This window comes from uncultured Desulfovibrio sp., from assembly GCF_949282365.1.
In the GTDB taxonomy this organism is placed as follows: Bacteria; Desulfobacterota; Desulfovibrionia; order Desulfovibrionales; family Desulfovibrionaceae; genus Desulfovibrio.
Genome location: NZ_CASDOY010000006.1, coordinates 43,375 through 58,118, shown reverse-complemented (window position 1 = coordinate 58,118; position 14,744 = coordinate 43,375). Strand labels below are relative to the sequence as shown.

General features: G+C 66.7%; 13 protein-coding genes. 5 read left to right on the top strand and 8 right to left on the bottom strand.

What is annotated here, in order from left to right:
* Positions 1 to 188 (top strand): hypothetical protein (locus tag Q1X76_RS03340; protein ID WP_300718107.1); only part of this gene is annotated, 188 nt, incomplete at its 5' end.
* Between the two features lie 1,193 nt (positions 189 to 1,381).
* Here the strand turns inward: Q1X76_RS03340 and Q1X76_RS03335 are convergent.
* The 5 genes from Q1X76_RS03335 to moaA form a co-directional block, all read right to left on the bottom strand.
* Positions 1,382 to 2,098, bottom strand: a complete 717-nt coding sequence (locus Q1X76_RS03335; protein WP_300718106.1) for a DUF6198 family protein — start codon at positions 2,096 to 2,098, stop codon at positions 1,382 to 1,384.
* Between the two features lie 299 nt (positions 2,099 to 2,397).
* Positions 2,398 to 3,474, bottom strand: a complete 1,077-nt coding sequence (ruvB, locus tag Q1X76_RS03330; protein ID WP_300718105.1) for a Holliday junction branch migration DNA helicase RuvB — start codon at positions 3,472 to 3,474, stop codon at positions 2,398 to 2,400.
* A gap of 75 nt (positions 3,475 to 3,549) precedes the next feature.
* Positions 3,550 to 4,161 (bottom strand): Holliday junction branch migration protein RuvA, encoded by a 612-nt coding sequence (gene ruvA, locus Q1X76_RS03325; protein WP_300718104.1) that lies wholly within the window; start codon positions 4,159 to 4,161, stop codon positions 3,550 to 3,552.
* A 56-nt stretch (positions 4,162 to 4,217) separates the two neighbouring features.
* On the bottom strand, positions 4,218 to 4,631 hold the full coding sequence (locus Q1X76_RS03320) for an EamA family transporter (protein WP_300718103.1): 414 nt from the start codon (positions 4,629 to 4,631) through the stop codon (positions 4,218 to 4,220).
* A 185-nt stretch (positions 4,632 to 4,816) separates the two neighbouring features.
* Positions 4,817 to 5,824: a GTP 3',8-cyclase MoaA gene (gene moaA / locus Q1X76_RS03315; protein WP_300718102.1), complete on the bottom strand. Its 1,008-nt coding sequence runs from the start codon at positions 5,822 to 5,824 to the stop codon at positions 4,817 to 4,819.
* Between the two features lie 57 nt (positions 5,825 to 5,881).
* Here moaA and Q1X76_RS03310 point away from each other — a divergent pair, with 57 nt between their 5' ends.
* Positions 5,882 to 6,187: a DUF5334 domain-containing protein gene (locus tag Q1X76_RS03310; protein ID WP_300718101.1), complete on the top strand. Its 306-nt coding sequence runs from the start codon at positions 5,882 to 5,884 to the stop codon at positions 6,185 to 6,187.
* 54 nt (positions 6,188 to 6,241) lie between these two features.
* On the opposite strand, the gene Q1X76_RS03305 is transcribed toward Q1X76_RS03310, so the two are convergent.
* Positions 6,242 to 6,805 carry a hypothetical protein gene (locus tag Q1X76_RS03305; protein WP_300718100.1) on the bottom strand — a complete coding sequence of 188 codons (564 nt, stop codon included), beginning with the start codon at positions 6,803 to 6,805 and terminating at the stop codon, positions 6,242 to 6,244.
* Positions 6,806 to 6,972: 167 nt separating this feature from the next.
* Between Q1X76_RS03305 and Q1X76_RS03300 the strand changes: the two genes are divergently transcribed.
* The 3 genes from Q1X76_RS03300 to Q1X76_RS03290 are packed head-to-tail and all read left to right on the top strand — an operon-like array spanning position 6,973 to position 9,309.
* A complete protein-coding gene (locus Q1X76_RS03300) occupies positions 6,973 to 7,356 on the top strand; it encodes a hypothetical protein (RefSeq protein ID WP_300718099.1) in 384 nt (127 codons plus the stop codon).
* Between the two features lie 4 nt (positions 7,357 to 7,360).
* Positions 7,361 to 8,704, top strand: a complete 1,344-nt coding sequence (gene miaB, locus Q1X76_RS03295; RefSeq protein ID WP_300718098.1) for a tRNA (N6-isopentenyl adenosine(37)-C2)-methylthiotransferase MiaB — start codon at positions 7,361 to 7,363, stop codon at positions 8,702 to 8,704.
* Positions 8,698 to 9,309: a bifunctional nuclease family protein gene (locus Q1X76_RS03290; RefSeq protein WP_300718097.1), complete on the top strand. Its 612-nt coding sequence runs from the start codon at positions 8,698 to 8,700 to the stop codon at positions 9,307 to 9,309. Before miaB ends, Q1X76_RS03290 begins: the two co-directional genes overlap by 7 nt.
* Positions 9,310 to 9,470: 161 nt before the next feature.
* Here Q1X76_RS03290 and Q1X76_RS03285 read toward each other — a convergent pair whose 3' ends face one another.
* Positions 9,471 to 13,715 (bottom strand): acyl-CoA dehydratase activase-related protein, encoded by a 4,245-nt coding sequence (locus Q1X76_RS03285; protein WP_300718096.1) that lies wholly within the window; start codon positions 13,713 to 13,715, stop codon positions 9,471 to 9,473.
* Positions 13,687 to 14,451 (bottom strand): TetR/AcrR family transcriptional regulator, encoded by a 765-nt coding sequence (locus tag Q1X76_RS03280; RefSeq protein ID WP_300718095.1) that lies wholly within the window; start codon positions 14,449 to 14,451, stop codon positions 13,687 to 13,689. Before Q1X76_RS03280 ends, Q1X76_RS03285 begins: the two co-directional genes overlap by 29 nt.
* Positions 14,452 to 14,744 lie beyond the last annotated feature (293 nt).

Genomic DNA, 14,744 nt, shown 5'->3' with positions numbered 1-14,744 from the left:
TAGCAAAGATCTCCGTTGGACGGAAATCAGAATCTCAAAGTTCCTTCCCGTTCGCTCTTCACTTGTCAATGAACCACCGCCGGATCACCCGGCGCGAAGTAGTCATTTACGCCGCTTCGTTTTCGCTGTCAACAACTTTTTTTCGCTTCCGCAAAAAAACCTTGCCGCCGCCCAGGGCGACACGTTGACGCGAAGGAGGCTTATGCCCCGTTTTCAAACCCGCGTCAAGAACTTTTTGACCATCCGGGGAAATTCCCTTTCCCCGTCGCCCTTACGGACCCGGCCAGTTCATCGGCGCGAACGGCCTTATGCGCCTTTTCGACAGCGACGTCAAGCTTTTTGCCGCAAAAAAGACACTTTTTGTTTTCGGACAGCACCAGACCGCCCCCGGCCGGACTGCCGTACACAAAGGTGAATGCGACCGGCACGACGACAGTGACAGCCATGCGCGGGGGCCCGTGAGGCCAGAGGCAACGCGTCCGTCACGGCAGTGCAGATGGAGGACATGTCTCGCCGCCTGTTCCCGCAGCCTCCCCGCACGCGGGCACTCGTATGCAGGGTCCACTCTCGTGCGGGGCCGCTCCGGATCAGACGGCCCGGATCCCGTCGCAGCTACGCGGATGCGGCGAGGCTGGGCAGGGCTCGCACGGCGTAAACAGAGCCTGCACGCACGGCGAGACCACCCGACCATGCCGTGGCTGCCGCATGGGGTGAGCGCATCCTGCACGGCTTTGTCATGGGACCGGCCCCGCAGGGAGCACACAACACCGCGCGGCACGAGAGGGAGGGATCGCCCGGCGCCAGCCTCCAGGTCCCGACGGTCAGGCTGTCCGCCCGGCCCTGCCCGGGAACGCGGCGGCAAGCGACAGACTCCTCATCAGCTATCGGGGCCACACGGAGCACGCACGGCAGTCCGGTCAGCTTCTTCCTCCAGCCATGACCGGCTCCGGCAGTCCGGGGCTCGCGCGAAAAATCCGGGTCTGGCCTCTGGCAATAAGGCTGCCCTCCATGCTCATTCTTGCCCTCCGCCTGCCATGACACAAGGCCCGTAAACGACAAAAGGGAGCCCGAAGGCTCCCTCTTGCATGTCGCGCGGCGTACCATCCAAGGCATGCTGGCACAAATTTTATGATTTGTTTCAAGCAAAGAAAAATATCAGCCACACATCCCCAGTACTGGATGCCTGCCGCAGGTTCCCGCGCCCATCCGAAAAAGCGCGCTGGGGGAAGGATGGGCATTGTGGGGAAGGGAAAGCCCTCTCGCCTGGGCAGCACCCCAAAGGGCGGCCCGCAAGGCCATGCCCGTTGCGACAAAGGATGCTACAGGCATCGACAGCAACGCAAAAGGCCTCCCTCAAAACAAAACCTCATGCATCCTGAGCCTAGGCGGCGTAGCCCTCCCGCAGCACCGGACGGCGGCGACGGGCCTTGGCCAGCTTCTCCCTTTCCCAGAACAGGGGCGCCAGACGGCGCGTCCAGCGGGAGAAGAAGCGTACGCTCAGGCCCACCAGCACGGCCGAGATGACGGTGCCCTCGCGCAGGCCCACCACCGTATGCAGCACGGACAGGCTGAGCAGCACGGCCGCCAGCACCATGGAGGAATCCACCAGCACCTTGATATTGCCGAAGTTCTTGCGCGTGCGGAACACGATGGCCACGACCATGCCTTCCCCGGGCAGGACCGTGGCATTGCTGATGATCTCCAGGCTCACGCCCAAGCCCAGCACCATGGAACCCACCAGGCACATCAGCATCTGCTGCCAGTAGACGTCCGACATCAGGTAGGAAGTGGCCCACATCCAGCCGTCGATGAAGACCCCGAACAGGAAGACGGCGGGCAGCTGCATCAGATGCCCCAGCGTGAAGTAGCGGCCCAGCAGGATCTTCTGCACCACGAGGAAGCAGATATTGGACAAAAAGGTCATGGTGCCGAGGCTCAGGGGGAAGATGGCGCTCAATGCATAAGGCAGGCTGGTGATGGGCGAGGTGCCGAGGCAGGCATTGGTGACCAGGGCCACGCCCAGGGCGCAGATGATCAGGGCCACGGTGAAGCCCGCATAGCGTTTGCACAACACGGACATGTCCACATTCATTCTCATAGCGATGTCTCCGGCCGCGTCCACAGGCGACGCGACACTCCGGCGAAAAACCATGGGGAGCGTCGCCTCCGCTCCTGCGTCCCGCCTTCCCGTGCCGGTGTCGGGGAGGCAGGCGCAAGAGCGTTCCGGGGCGACGCCCGCCGCGGGGCGCGGGCCGCTGCCCTGTTCCGCGGGAACAAAAAGGACAGCGCGCCGTCGCCGGCGCGGCACCAAAAAGGAGCCATGCTCCAGAGAAAGCAGAAGGTTGCCGTCGCAACCATACGGGAGCGACAACAGCCTGTCCGCTGTCTTTCAGCGTATCAACGCAGCAGGAGGTTGAGGTGGCGGTAGGCTTTGGCGGTCACCATGCGGCCGCGGGGCGTGCGCTTGAGCAGGCCGCACTGGATGAGGTAGGGTTCGTAGATCTCCTCGATGGTCCGCACTTCTTCGGAGCAGGCCACGGCCAGAGTCTTGAGCCCCACCGGTCCGCCGTCGTAGTGGGTGATCATGACTTCCAGCAGGCGCCTGTCCATGCGGTCCAGCCCCATCTCGTCCACGTCCATGCAGCGCAGGGCTTCGGCAGCCTGCTCGGCGCTGATGACGTCGTGGCCGCCCATCATGGCAAAATCCCGCACGCGGCGCAAGAGGCGGTTGGCGATGCGCGGCGTGCCCCGGGAACGGCGGCCGATCTCCTCCGCGCCCTCCGCCGTGACGGAGATGCCGAGGATGCGCGCGGTGCGCCGGACCACCCGGGCCAGGTCGGCGGGCGTGTAGAACTCCAGATGCGCCAGGATGCCGAAGCGGCCGCGCAAGGGCGAAGAGATGAGGCCCATGCGCGTGGTGGCACCCACCAAGGTGAAGGGCTCCAGATCGATCTTCACCGTGCGCGCCGCCGGGCCCTGACCGATGACCAGATCCAGCTTGAAGTCCTCCATGGCCGGATAGAGGACCTCCTCCACGGCGATGGGCATGCGGTGGATCTCGTCCACGAAAAGGATGTCGTTGCGGGACAGATTGGTCAGGATGGCCGCCAGGTCGCCGCTGCGCTCCAGCACCGGGCCGGACGTGCAGATCAGGTTGACGCCCAGCTCGGCGGCCATGATCTGGGCCAGGGTCGTCTTGCCCAGACCGGGGTTGCCGTAAAAGAGCGTATGATCCAGCGCGCCGCCGCGTTCGCGGGCGGCCCCCAGATAGACGCGCAGATTGGCGCGCAGTTCCTCCTGGCCGATGAAATCATCCAGGCTGCGGGGCCGCACGCTCTCTTCCAGCGCGGCCGTGCTCAGGCCGGGATCGTCCGGAACGGACGCGGGCGCGGGGCTCGTGCGGGCCGCGGGCGCGTCCCAGGCGTCATTGCCGAAGAACTGCGCCGCGGGAGAAGGATGATTTTTCTGTGCCATGATCCCTGCCGGTCAGGAGGCTTGCCCCGTCCGGGCCAAAGCCCGCGCGGGAGATGGGAAAAAGAAAGCGGCGGCCTACAGACGACCGCGCGCCAAGGCCTTGAGCGCCGCCCGCAAAGCGCCGGTGACGTCAAGGTCGGGCTCCTGCAGCAGGATGTTCTTGACCACAGGAGCGCATTCATCCTCAGAGTAGCCGAGATTGGCCAATCCATCAAGCACGTCCCGGAACACGGAGCCCGGACGGCCGTCGGCCGCCAGCACCGCCGCCTGCGGCGCGTCCTCCACCTTGAGCTTGTACTTGAGCTCCAGGAAGACGTGCTGGGCCGTCTTCTTGCCGATGCCGCTCACCCGGGTCAGGGCGTCCACGTCGTCTTCCAGCACGATGCGGCGCAGGTCGTCGGGCCGGTACAGGGAAAGGATGGCCAGGGCCGTGCGCGCGCCGACCTTGGAAATGGTCAGCAGCACCCCGAAGACCTGCCGCTCCTCGAAGGTGGCGAAGCCGAACAGCTGCTGGGCATCCTCGCGCACCACCATGCTGACATACAGGGCCACCTGTTCGCCGCGCCCGGGCAAGGACGCCATGGTGTGGGCGGGCAGGTCCACTTCGTAGCCCACGCCGCCGCGCGTGACCACGATGCAGGAGGTGCCCCAGGTCTCGGCCAGCAGGCCTTCAAGATAGGCGATCATGGATGCTCCTTGTCGTGCGGGATGGTTCGGGGGACGGCGACGCGGCCGCGGGCGCCTCACAGGACCAGCAGCAGGGCGCCGGCCGTGATCAGCAGGCCGCCGGCCACGGTCTTGATGTCACAGGGCTCGCCCAAAAAGAGCACGCCCAGCAGCATGGCCAGCGGCACGCTGAGCTTGTCCAGCGGCGCGACCCGGGACACGTCGCCCAGTTGCAGGGCCTTGAAATAGCACAGCCAGGACAGGCCCGTGGCCACGGCGGAAAGAAAGAGGAAGAGCCAGGTCTGGCCGCCCAGCTGGCGCACCTCCCGCCAGGTGCCGGCATAGAGGCTCATGCCCCAGGTCAGGAGCAGGATGAAGCCCACCCGAATGGCCGTGGCCAGCCCGGAATCCACATCCCGCACGCCCAGCTTGGAAAATATGGCCGTCAGGGCCGCGAACACGGCCGCCAGCACCGCATAGACCTGCCACATCGTCTTTCCCCTCCCCGGTCCTCCGGGACCGGCCTGCCGCGACGTCCTGCCCGGGTACCGCCCGCTTTCCCCAGCGCGTTTTTTCAGATGGGCGCGGGAGCATGCGGCAAGTTCCTTCACCGGACAGGCGTGGCCGATATTCTCTATTTACCGGCAATGACTAGCAAAAGTTGCACCAACACGCCCTAGCCGCCGATGGAGACCATCTTGCTGCTGGCCACGGCGGAGCCCTGCCGGGCCGCCAGCAGGTCCGCGCCCACCGGTTTGCTCCTGCAGGCCCGGGCGATGACCCGGGCAAGCTGCTCGTCCGTGATCCTGGAGTGCCGCAGCAGGGGCCGCAGGGGGTATTCCCTGTCCGCGAACAGGCAGGTGCGCAGATGCCCGTCGCTGGTCAGGCGCAGGCGGTTGCAGGAGAGGCAGAAATGGTTGGTCAGGGGCGTGATGAAGCCCATGCGCCCCTTGCCGCCCTCCACGGCGAACATGCGCGCCGGGCCGCGCCGGCCCTCGTTGGCGTCGCCCAGCGGCACCAGGCGGACGTGCTGTTCCACAGCGGCGCGGATCTCGTCCGCGGGCCAGAAATTTTCCGGGCTCCACAGGGTATCGCTGCCCATGGGCATGAACTCGATGAAGCGCACGTCCACGGGCATGGTCCGGGCCGCATGCACGAAATCGGCCATCTGCCCGTCATTGATGCCGCGCAGGCCCACGGCATTGATCTTGACCCGGATGCCCGCAGCCAGCATGGCGTCCAGGGCGCGCAGCACGTCGGGCAGCATGTCGCGTCCGGTCACCCGGGCGAAGGTGGCGCGGTCGAAGCTGTCCAGGGAGAGGTTCACGGCGCTGATGCCGATCTTCCGCAGCAGGGGGATGTGTTCTTCCAGCAGGGTCCCGTTGGTGGTGATGCGGATGTCCAGGTCGCCGAAATCATGCCGCAGGCGGCTGAGGAAGTCGTCACAGCCCTTGCGCGCGAAGGGCTCGCCGCCGGTCAGGCGGACCTTGCCCACGCCCATGGAGCGCACGATCCGCACCAGGCGGAGCATCTCCTCGTAGCGCAGCACCTGCTCGTGCGGGATGCACTGGTGCCGGGCGTTGCTGTGGCAGTACAGACAGCGCAGGTTGCAACGATCGGTCAGCGACAGGCGCAGGTAGCGCACCGTGCGGCCGTGATCGTCATGCAGGGCAAGGATGCTCATTCTCCCTCCGGGGGCCTCCTGTTGCCAAGAAGCCAAAATGGTTTTACACATGCAGCCATGAAGACTTTGTTACGCAATCAGCGTGTCCGGCGTCTGCCGGCCGTCATCGGCCTTTGCGCCTGCCTGGCCCTGCCGCTTCCCGCCCTGGCCTGGGACGGCTTTGATGCGGACTCCGCCGACCTGGTGGAGATCATCCCCGATGCCCTGCCCAACAAGGGGGACACCGTGGACGTGCGCAATTACAGCAATGACGAGACGACCACCTGCCTGGTGGTTTCCGTCACCCGCAACAGCCGCACGGTGGAGATCGTGGTCCGCACGCCTGACGGCGTGGCGCATACCCTGGTCATGGAAGGGCGCTGACCGCCGCCGGCAGGGTGCGCCGGAACCCGCAGGCCCCGGCGCGCTCCAGACATGCTATTCGGCCTGCCCCTGCTCGTAGCCGGGCAGCACCACGCTGGCGGCCTCGCTCTTGCCCTGCCCCTTGGGGCAGTTGGACTGCAGATGACAGATCTCGCAGCCGCCCTTGAAAGGATAATGGGTCACCAGGGCGAAGCGGCGGTTCAGGGTGGGGGCATCCGTGCGGTACTCCAGCCCCAGCCCGGCCAGGGCCTCGCGCAGGGCCTCGGTGGGGCGCGGCGCGGGCGCGCAGCCGGCGTCTTCCACCTGGGGCAGCACTTCCTGCACGGCGGACATGCACATGTACTGGGCCAGGTTGTTGTCCTGCCAGCCGTCCGAAGGCGATCTTTCCCAGGCGGCGTCCACCTGCTGTTCCACGCTCTCGGGCAGCCAGACAGCCAGGTAGGAGATCTTGGCCGTCTTGATCTCGCAGACCTTGAGCTGCGGCATCCATTCTTCCCACAGCTTGCACAGCCGTTCCAGCGTCGCGCCGCCCAGGCGCGTTTCCTGGCTCAGGGTCATGAAGCCTTCCATATCGAAATAGGGACGGATCTCGTGTTCCGTAACGGTAATCTCGCTCACAGTCTCTCCTTGCGGGCATCAGGATGAGCCCTTCGTTACCCGGCTATTGTAACCAAGGAAAGGCGACCGTCAAGCCCGCCCCGCCCTTCTCGCGGGCCACGGCAGCCGGACTTTACTATTGCGGCGGTCTTCTTTACCATCCCCCATATTTTTTTCAAGGAGCCTGCATGAGCAACCAACCCGAGCTTCCCAAGAAGATCCGCTACAGATACGTCATGGACGACAGCGTGCGCATGAGCACGGCCCACGGCGTCTGGGGCGGCATCAATCCCCAGGGAGAGATCGAACTCAATTTTTATGAGGAAAGCGACTCCCTGCCCCAGTGGTCCGAATGCCTGGTGGCCCCCGACGGCTCGCTGGGCCCCGAGATGATGGACGAGGAAAACCTCGAAGTGCGCGAGGTGGTGCGCCGCATCAACACCCGCGTGCTGCTCAACTACAATACGGCCCGCGCCGTGCTGGAATGGCTGGAAGACCGCGTCGCCGCCCTGGAGATGGACGAGAGCGGCATGGCCGTCTACCCCCGCAACATCACCGGGCCCGAACAGTAGCGCCATGATCGACAACAGCTTCCACATCATCACCTTCGGCTGCCAGATGAACGTCCACGACTCGCAGTGGCTGGCCCGGGCCCTGGAGGCGCGCGGCTTTTGCGAGGCGCCGCTGGAGGAGGCCCGCGTGGTGGTGGTCAATACCTGTTCCGTGCGCGAAAAGCCGGAACAGAAAGTCATGAGCACCCTGGGCCGCATCCGGCAGGTCACCCATGATTCGCCGCGCGTGCTGGTGGCCGTCACCGGCTGCGTGGCCCAGCAGCTGGGCGAAAAGCTCTTCAGCCGCCAGGTGCGCCTGGTGGCGGGCAGCGACGGCATCAGCGGCGCGCCCCAGGCCATCGAGCGCCTGCTGGACGAGCCCGCCCTGCGCCTCTCCCTGCTGGACTTCACCAGCCATTATGTGGAACGCGAACCCGGGGCCGATGTCCCCGCCCCGCCCGTGGGCTTCGTGAACATCATGCAGGGCTGCGACAATTTCTGCGCCTACTGCATCGTGCCCTATACCCGGGGCCGCCAGAAGTCCCGCCTGACGCCCGCCATCCTCGACGAATGCCGCCATCTGCTGGATCGCGGCGCGCGCGAGATCACCCTGCTGGGCCAGAACGTCAACGCCTTCGGCCGCGACAGGAGCGGCGACGGCACCAGCTTCGCCGCCCTGCTGGAAAAAGTGGCCGCCCTGCCCGGCCTGGAGCGCCTGCGCTATGTGACGCCCCATCCCAAGGACATGGGGCCCGAGGACGTGGCCGCCTTCGCGAACATCCCGCAGCTTTGCCCGCGCCTGCACCTGCCCCTGCAGGCCGGGTCCGACGCCGTGCTCAGGCGCATGGGGCGCAAGTACGACAGTGCCCGCTATCTGGAACTGGTGGCCAGCCTGCGCGCCGCCCGCCCGGACATGGCCCTGTCCACGGACCTCATCGTGGGCTTTCCCGGCGAGACCGAGGACGACTTCGCCGCCACCCTGGAGCTGATGCGCGCCAGCGACTTCATGTCCAGCTTTTCCTTCTGCTATTCGGATCGCCCCGGCACCCGCGCCAGCCGTTTCCTGGACAAGATCGCGCCCGACGTGCAGCAGGACCGCCTGCTGCGCCTGCAGGCCCTGCAGGAGGAACTTTCCCAGCGCTGGCTCGACGCCCGCGTGGGCCGGGAATGCGTGGTCCTGCTGGAAAGCGCCAGCCGCCGCGACGCCGCGGAGGGCGCGCTGCAGAGCTGGCAGGGCCGCGACAGCCACGGCGCGCTGGTGCATGTGCCCCTGCCCGCCGGCGACCATACGGGCCGCCTGGTGGCCGCCCGCATCACGGAGGCCAAGAAGCACAGCCTGCTGGCCGAGGCCCTGGGGCCATCATGGTAGAGATGTATGTGGAAGGCCTGAGCCTCGACCCCCGCACCCGCAAGCCCATCGTGATCCTGCGGCAGAACGACGGCAAGGGCCTGCTCCCGCTCTGGATCGGCGCCATGGAGGCCATGACCATCTCGCTGGTGCTCAACGGCGAGGAGCTGCCCCGCCCCCTGACCCACGATCTGCTGCTCATGGTGACCCGGGCCCTGAAGGGCAGGCTCACCGGCGTGGACATCGTGGACTACAGGGACGACATCTATTACGCCGTGCTCCTGCTGCGCGGGCCGGAGGGGCTCATCAGCGTGGACTGCCGCCCGTCGGACGCCATCGCCCTGGCCCTACTGGCCTCGGTGCCCATCCGCGTCAAGGCCGAGGTCTTTGAGAAGGCCGCCCGCGAACAGGAACCCGGCAGCATCCATCCCGCCACTCGCTCCCCGGCCGCTTCCGACGCCGCCACGGACATGGCCCGCAGCGCCGACGCCCGCAAGGAGGCCGATACCCTGGCCGCCCTGCTGGCCAGGGGGGCCGTGCCCGAGGATCTGGGCGAGGCCGCCGGGCCGGAGCGCCTGCGCGAGCTTCTGCGCGCCCTGGAGCCCGTGTCGCGCCACAAGATGTAGATGCGCCTTTCCGGTGAGGTTCCTGTTGTAATGAGGTTGGAGACCTCCCTGAATCAGAATAGCAATAGCCATCATCGACCTGATATGCAAAACAGCCCGAAACGTCGTGTTTTCGGGCTGTTTTTTTACCTGTTTCAGTGGATGCCTGCCGCTCCCGGCCGTCAGTCCTGCTGCATCCTGGCGTGGGCCATGGACATGAAGAGCTTGATGCGGTTGAGCTGGTTGGCCTCGCTGCTGCCGGGGTCGTAGTCCACGGCCATGAGGTTGGCCTCGGGCCGCAGGCGCTTGAGCTCCTTCATGACGCCCTTGCCGGTGATGTGGTTGGGCAGGCAGCCGAAGGGCTGCAGACAGAGCACGTTGGGCGCGCCGTTGTCGATGAGCTCCAGCATCTCGGCCGTCAGCAGCCAGCCCTCGCCGGCCTGGTTGCCGCGCGAGACGATGCCCCTGACGCTGTGCCACAAATGCCGGATGCGCGACACGGGCATGAAGCGGCTGCCCTTCAGGGCCTTGCGCATGGCGGAACGCAGCATCTCCACGCGCAGGATGAACAGCCCGCCGCCCAGGGCGGGCATGATGCGGCCGCCCAGCCTCTGCCAGCGGTAGAGCGGATCCATGAAGCAGTAGAGGAAGAAGTCCATGATGTCCGTGAGCACGGGCTCGCCGCCCTCCTCCATGATGTGCCGGGCCACATGGTTGTTGGCGTCGGGATGGTACTTGAGCAGGATCTCGCCCACGATGCCCACGCGCGGCCGCTCGATACCGTCACGCGGGATCTGCCCGAATTCATCCACGATGCGGCGCATGTCCTTGCGGAAGGCCCGGGTATCGCCCCGGGAGACCACCTCGCGGGCCCGCTGCGTCCATTTTTCCAGCAGGGCGTCGGTATCGCCCTTGTGCAGCTCGTTGGCGCGGCAGGACATGGAGACCCGCTGCAGCATGTCGCCGTACAGGCAGCTCAGGATCATGCGGTGCAGCATGCTGCCCGACATCTTGAAGCCCGGCTGCTTGTTGAGCGTCCCGCTGCTCAGGGTCAGGATGGGCACCTGGGGGAAGCCCGCCTCCTCCAGGGCCTTGCGCAGCAGGGCCGGATAATTGCTGGCCCGGCAGGGGCCGCAGGTCTGGGCCAGCATCAGGGCCGTGCGCTGCGGATCGCACTGTCCGTTGAACAGGGCGTCCAGCATCTGGCCGATGACCACGATGGCCGGATAACAGGCATCGTTGTGCACATAGGTCAGGCCCAGCTCGATGGCCCGGTGGCTGACCACGGGCAGCACCTGCAGGCGATAGCCGGCGCTGTTGACCGCCGCGGTCATGATGCTGAAATGCAGGGGCGCCATCTGCGGGGCCACGATGGTGTGGGTCTTGCGCATCTCCTCGGTGAAATAGGGGCGTTGCGGGCTGGGCAGGCGCCGGAAGGCCGGCGGCCGGCTTTCCCGGCGTTCCCGCACCGCGGCCAGCAGGGAACGGATGCGGATGCGCGCCGCGCCCAGCGAGGCCCCCTCGTCGATCTTGATGAGCGTATGCAGCCGGCCGTTGCGGGCCAGCAGTTCCGCCACCTGGTCGCTGGTCACGGCGTCGAGCCCGCAGCCGAAGGAGGTGAGCTGCACCAGCTCCAGCAAGGGGCGCTCGCAGACCAGGGCCGCGGCCCGGTACAGGCGGGAATGGTAGCTCCACTGGTCCACCACGCGCAGGGGCTCGCGCAGCACGCCCAGGTGGGACACGCTGTCCTCGCTGAGCACCGCCGCGCCCAGCGAGGCGATATAGTCCGGCAGGCCGTGATGCACGGCCGGGTCCGCATGGTAGGGACGGCCGCAAAGCACGATGCCCAGGCCCTGCTCGCGCTCCACCCGCTCCAGGATGCGCTCGCCCTCGGCCCGCAGCTCGGCGCGATAGGCCTCCTGTTCGGCGCGGGCCGCATGGGCCGCGTCCCACAGTTCCAGAGCGGGCAGGCCCAGCTCCTCATGCAGACGGTCCACCAGGGTGTCCAGATGCTCCAGCGAGACGAAGGGCGTGTGCAGGCGCGCGCCCAGCTCCCGCAGCTCGTCGGTGTTCAGGCGCGTCACTTCGGGATAGCCGGAGACCACGGGGCAGTTGTAGCCCCGCACCGAGGTGTCCTGCCCTTCGCGCGGCAGGCAGGGGAAGAAGATCTCGCGTATGCCCTGGCGCAGCAGGGCCGTCACATGGCCGTGGGCCAGCTTGGCCGGGTAGCAGACCGTCTGCGAGGGCATGGACGAGAGCCCCAGGTCATAGAGCTCCTTGTCCGATGCCGGCGAAAGCTCCACCCTGTAGCCCAGCCTGGTGAAAAAGGTGAACCAGAAGGGATAGTGCTCATAGATGTTGAGCACCCGCGGGATGCCCATGCGGCCGCGCGGGGCTTCTTCCAGGGGCAGGGGCTCGTAACGGAACAGGCGCTGCGCCTTCCAGGCATAGATGTTGGGCATGGACGGCGCATCGTCGCCGGGCTGGCCCATGCCGCCGCGCTCGCAGCGGTTGCCGGACACGAAACGGTGGCCGTTGGAAAAACGGTGGACCTTGAGCAGGCAGTGGTTGCCGCAGCCCCGGCAGCGCACGGAACGGGTGCTGATCTCCAGCGAACGCAGACCGGCGGAACTCAGGGGGGTGCGTTCCTCCTGCCCGGCGCAGCGGCGCAGGGCCAGCAGGGCCGCGCCGTAGGCGCCCATGAGCCCGGCGATGTCGGGACGGCTCACCTCGCGCTGCAGCAGGCGCTCCATGACGCGCAGCAGGGCGTCGTTCATGAAGGAGCCGCCCTGCACCAGCACCCGCGCGCCCAGCTCGTCGGGCGTGCGCAGGCGCAGCACCTTGTACAGGGCGTTGCGGATGACCGCGTAACAGAGCCCGGCCGCGATGTCGCCGATGGAGGCCCCTTCCTTCTGGGCCTGCTTGACCTTGGAGTTCATGAACACCGTGCAGCGCGAGCCCAGGTCCACGGGATGCCGGGCAAAGAGCGCCGCCTGCACGAAATCTTCCATGCTCAGGTTCAGGCTCTGGGCGAAGGTCTCCAGAAAGGCGCCGCAACCGGCGGAGCAGGCCTCGTTGAGGGTCACGCCCGCGATGCAGCCCTGACGGACCTTGAGGCATTTCATGTCCTGGCCGCCGATGTCGATGACATAGGTGGCATCCGGCACCAGACGGCAGGCCGCCTTGAGGTGGGCCACGGTCTCCACTTCGGAGATCACCGAGCCCAGGGCCGCGCGCGCGTAGTCCGCGCCATAGCCCGTGGCCGCGCTGGCCTGTATCCAGGCCCCTTCGGGCAGGCGGTCCACCAGATCGGCCGCATAGGGCAGCAGGCCCGCCAGCGGATCGCCCTGATTGCGCCGGTACCAGGAATCCAGCACCGCGCCGTTGATGTCCACCAGCACGGCCTTGACCGTGGTGGAGCCCAGATCCACGCCCAGATAGAGCGGCCCGGAGGCTTCGGCCAGCGTGCCGCGCGGGGCCGCGTCATGGCGGTGACGGTCGAGGAATTCGCGGTATTCGGCCTCGGAGTCGAACAGGGGCGGCAGGCTGGCGCTGGTCTCGCCCTCGAAGGTGCGCGTACGGGCCCGCTCGGCCAGTTCGGCCACGCTCACCGGCGCGGAGGCCACCGGACGCCCCATGCCCGGGACGTCCACCAGGCTCAGGGCCGTGCCGCGCGCCACAACATACTGGGAGTCGGGCACGTCCACCACGTCTTCGGGGGCCATGCGCAGGGTCTCCACGAAACGGGTCCGCAACTGGGGCAGGAAATGCAGGGGACCGCCCAAAAAAGCCACCTTGCCGCGGATGGGATGGCCGCAGGCCAGACCGCTGATGGTCTGTTCCACCACGGCCTGGAAGATGGAGGCCGCCAGATCCTCCCGGGGCACGCCTTCGTTGAGCAGGGGCACCACGTCGGTCTTGGCGAACACGCCGCAGCGCGAAGCGATGGGATAGATGGCGGTATGCCGCGCGGCCAGGGCATCGAGCCCGGCGGCATCGGTATCCATCAGGCTGGCCATCTGGTCGATGAAGGCCCCGGTGCCGCCGGCACAGGCCTCGTTCATGCGCAGATTGTCCGAACCGTCGGAAAAATAGAGGATCTTGGCGTCTTCGCCCCCCAGTTCCACAGCCACGTCGGTCTCGGGGGCCAGCACGCTGATGGCGCGCGAGGTGGCCAGCACCTCCTGCACGAAGGGCAGCTCCATGGCCTGCGCCAGACGCAGGGCCGCGGAACCGGTCATGGCCGGACGCACCACCAGTCCCGGCCGGCGCTCGGCCAGATCTTCCAGCAGCATGCGCAACGTCGTACGCACCGCCGCGCCGTGACGTTCATAACGGGCTTCCAGCAGCGTGCCCCGCGCGTCCACCAGAGCCAGTTTGACCGTGGTGGAGCCTGCGTCAAGCCCGAGATACAGCGCTTCTTCCATTACCTGATTCCCCCGCTTCCGCCGGATAGATCGTCATATGTTGCCGGACCTGTTCCCGTGCCGCCGCCTCCGGCGGCCGCGCGCGCCACTTGGCCGCGGCATCGTCCAGACCGGCAAAGATGAAGTCCTTGAGCATCTGGTCCAGAGACACGCTCTTTCCCGCCAGATTCGGGAACAGGCTGTCGGCAAAGGCCGGATCCAGCATGATGAGCATCATGCAGGTCCCCATGGTGGTGGCGATGCAGCAGTCCAGCTGGGAGGCCCCCTGCGGGATGCCGGTGATCTCGCTCAGCAGGCCGCGCAGCAGCCGGGCCTTGGGATGGACCTTCTCCTGCAGGAAAGGATCCAGAGAGCCCGAAGGCGAAAAAAATTCCCGCGCCAGCACGCGCACATGCCAGCTGCGCGGCCCATGCAGATGGGCCAGCAGTTCGTCCAGGATGCGCGAGAGCTTTTCGCGCGCCGCGCCTTCGGCCAGTATCTGCTCCAGGCGCTCCAGCGTGAACAGCCGGTCGTGGGCCTCGGCCAGCACGGCCGCATACAGCCCTTCGCGGCTGCCGAAATGATAGTTGACCGCCGCCATATTGACATGGGCCCGCTCACAGACCTGCTTGCTGGTCACGCTGGCATAGCCGCATTCGGCCACCAGCCGGCCCGCCGTTTCCAGGATCCGGGCCCGGGTCAGATCCCCGTCACCACGCTTGCCGCGTTCGTGCCCCCCGAGGGAAGTGCCGCCCATCGCCGCCTCATATTGCATAATGTTTCAAACAATGACCACGAATAGTTCCTGTTACATTATACCGATAGTAACCAATTAAAATTCAAATTTCAATTATTTTCCTTGGCCCGGAAAAAACGGTGCTGGCGCGGGGCGCCGCGCAGCCGCAAAACGGGACCTGGCGCGGCATGGGACCCGGTCATCCCGCCCATGCGGAAGGCCGCCGGCGCGGGGCCCGGCCGCCGTCCGCGGCCATGCCTGCGGCCATGACAGGGGGCCTTGACGGGGCGGTGGCCTGTCACATTCTGTCACCC

Coding starts and splice junctions, on each gene's coding strand:
- Q1X76_RS03335 (WP_300718106.1), bottom strand. CDS start 2,098: ATGAGAATGAATGTGGACATGTCCGTGTTGTGCAAACGCTATGCGGGC.
- ruvB (WP_300718105.1), bottom strand. CDS start 3,474: ATGGCACAGAAAAATCATCCTTCTCCCGCGGCGCAGTTCTTCGGCAAT.
- ruvA (WP_300718104.1), bottom strand. CDS start 4,161: ATGATCGCCTATCTTGAAGGCCTGCTGGCCGAGACCTGGGGCACCTCC.
- Q1X76_RS03320 (WP_300718103.1), bottom strand. CDS start 4,631: ATGTGGCAGGTCTATGCGGTGCTGGCGGCCGTGTTCGCGGCCCTGACG.
- moaA (WP_300718102.1), bottom strand. CDS start 5,824: ATGAGCATCCTTGCCCTGCATGACGATCACGGCCGCACGGTGCGCTAC.
- Q1X76_RS03310 (WP_300718101.1), top strand. CDS start 5,882: ATGAAGACTTTGTTACGCAATCAGCGTGTCCGGCGTCTGCCGGCCGTC.
- Q1X76_RS03300 (WP_300718099.1), top strand. CDS start 6,973: ATGAGCAACCAACCCGAGCTTCCCAAGAAGATCCGCTACAGATACGTC.
- miaB (WP_300718098.1), top strand. CDS start 7,361: ATGATCGACAACAGCTTCCACATCATCACCTTCGGCTGCCAGATGAAC.
- Q1X76_RS03290 (WP_300718097.1), top strand. CDS start 8,698: ATGGTAGAGATGTATGTGGAAGGCCTGAGCCTCGACCCCCGCACCCGC.
- Q1X76_RS03285 (WP_300718096.1), bottom strand. CDS start 13,715: ATGGAAGAAGCGCTGTATCTCGGGCTTGACGCAGGCTCCACCACGGTC.
- Q1X76_RS03280 (WP_300718095.1), bottom strand. CDS start 14,451: ATGGGCGGCACTTCCCTCGGGGGGCACGAACGCGGCAAGCGTGGTGAC.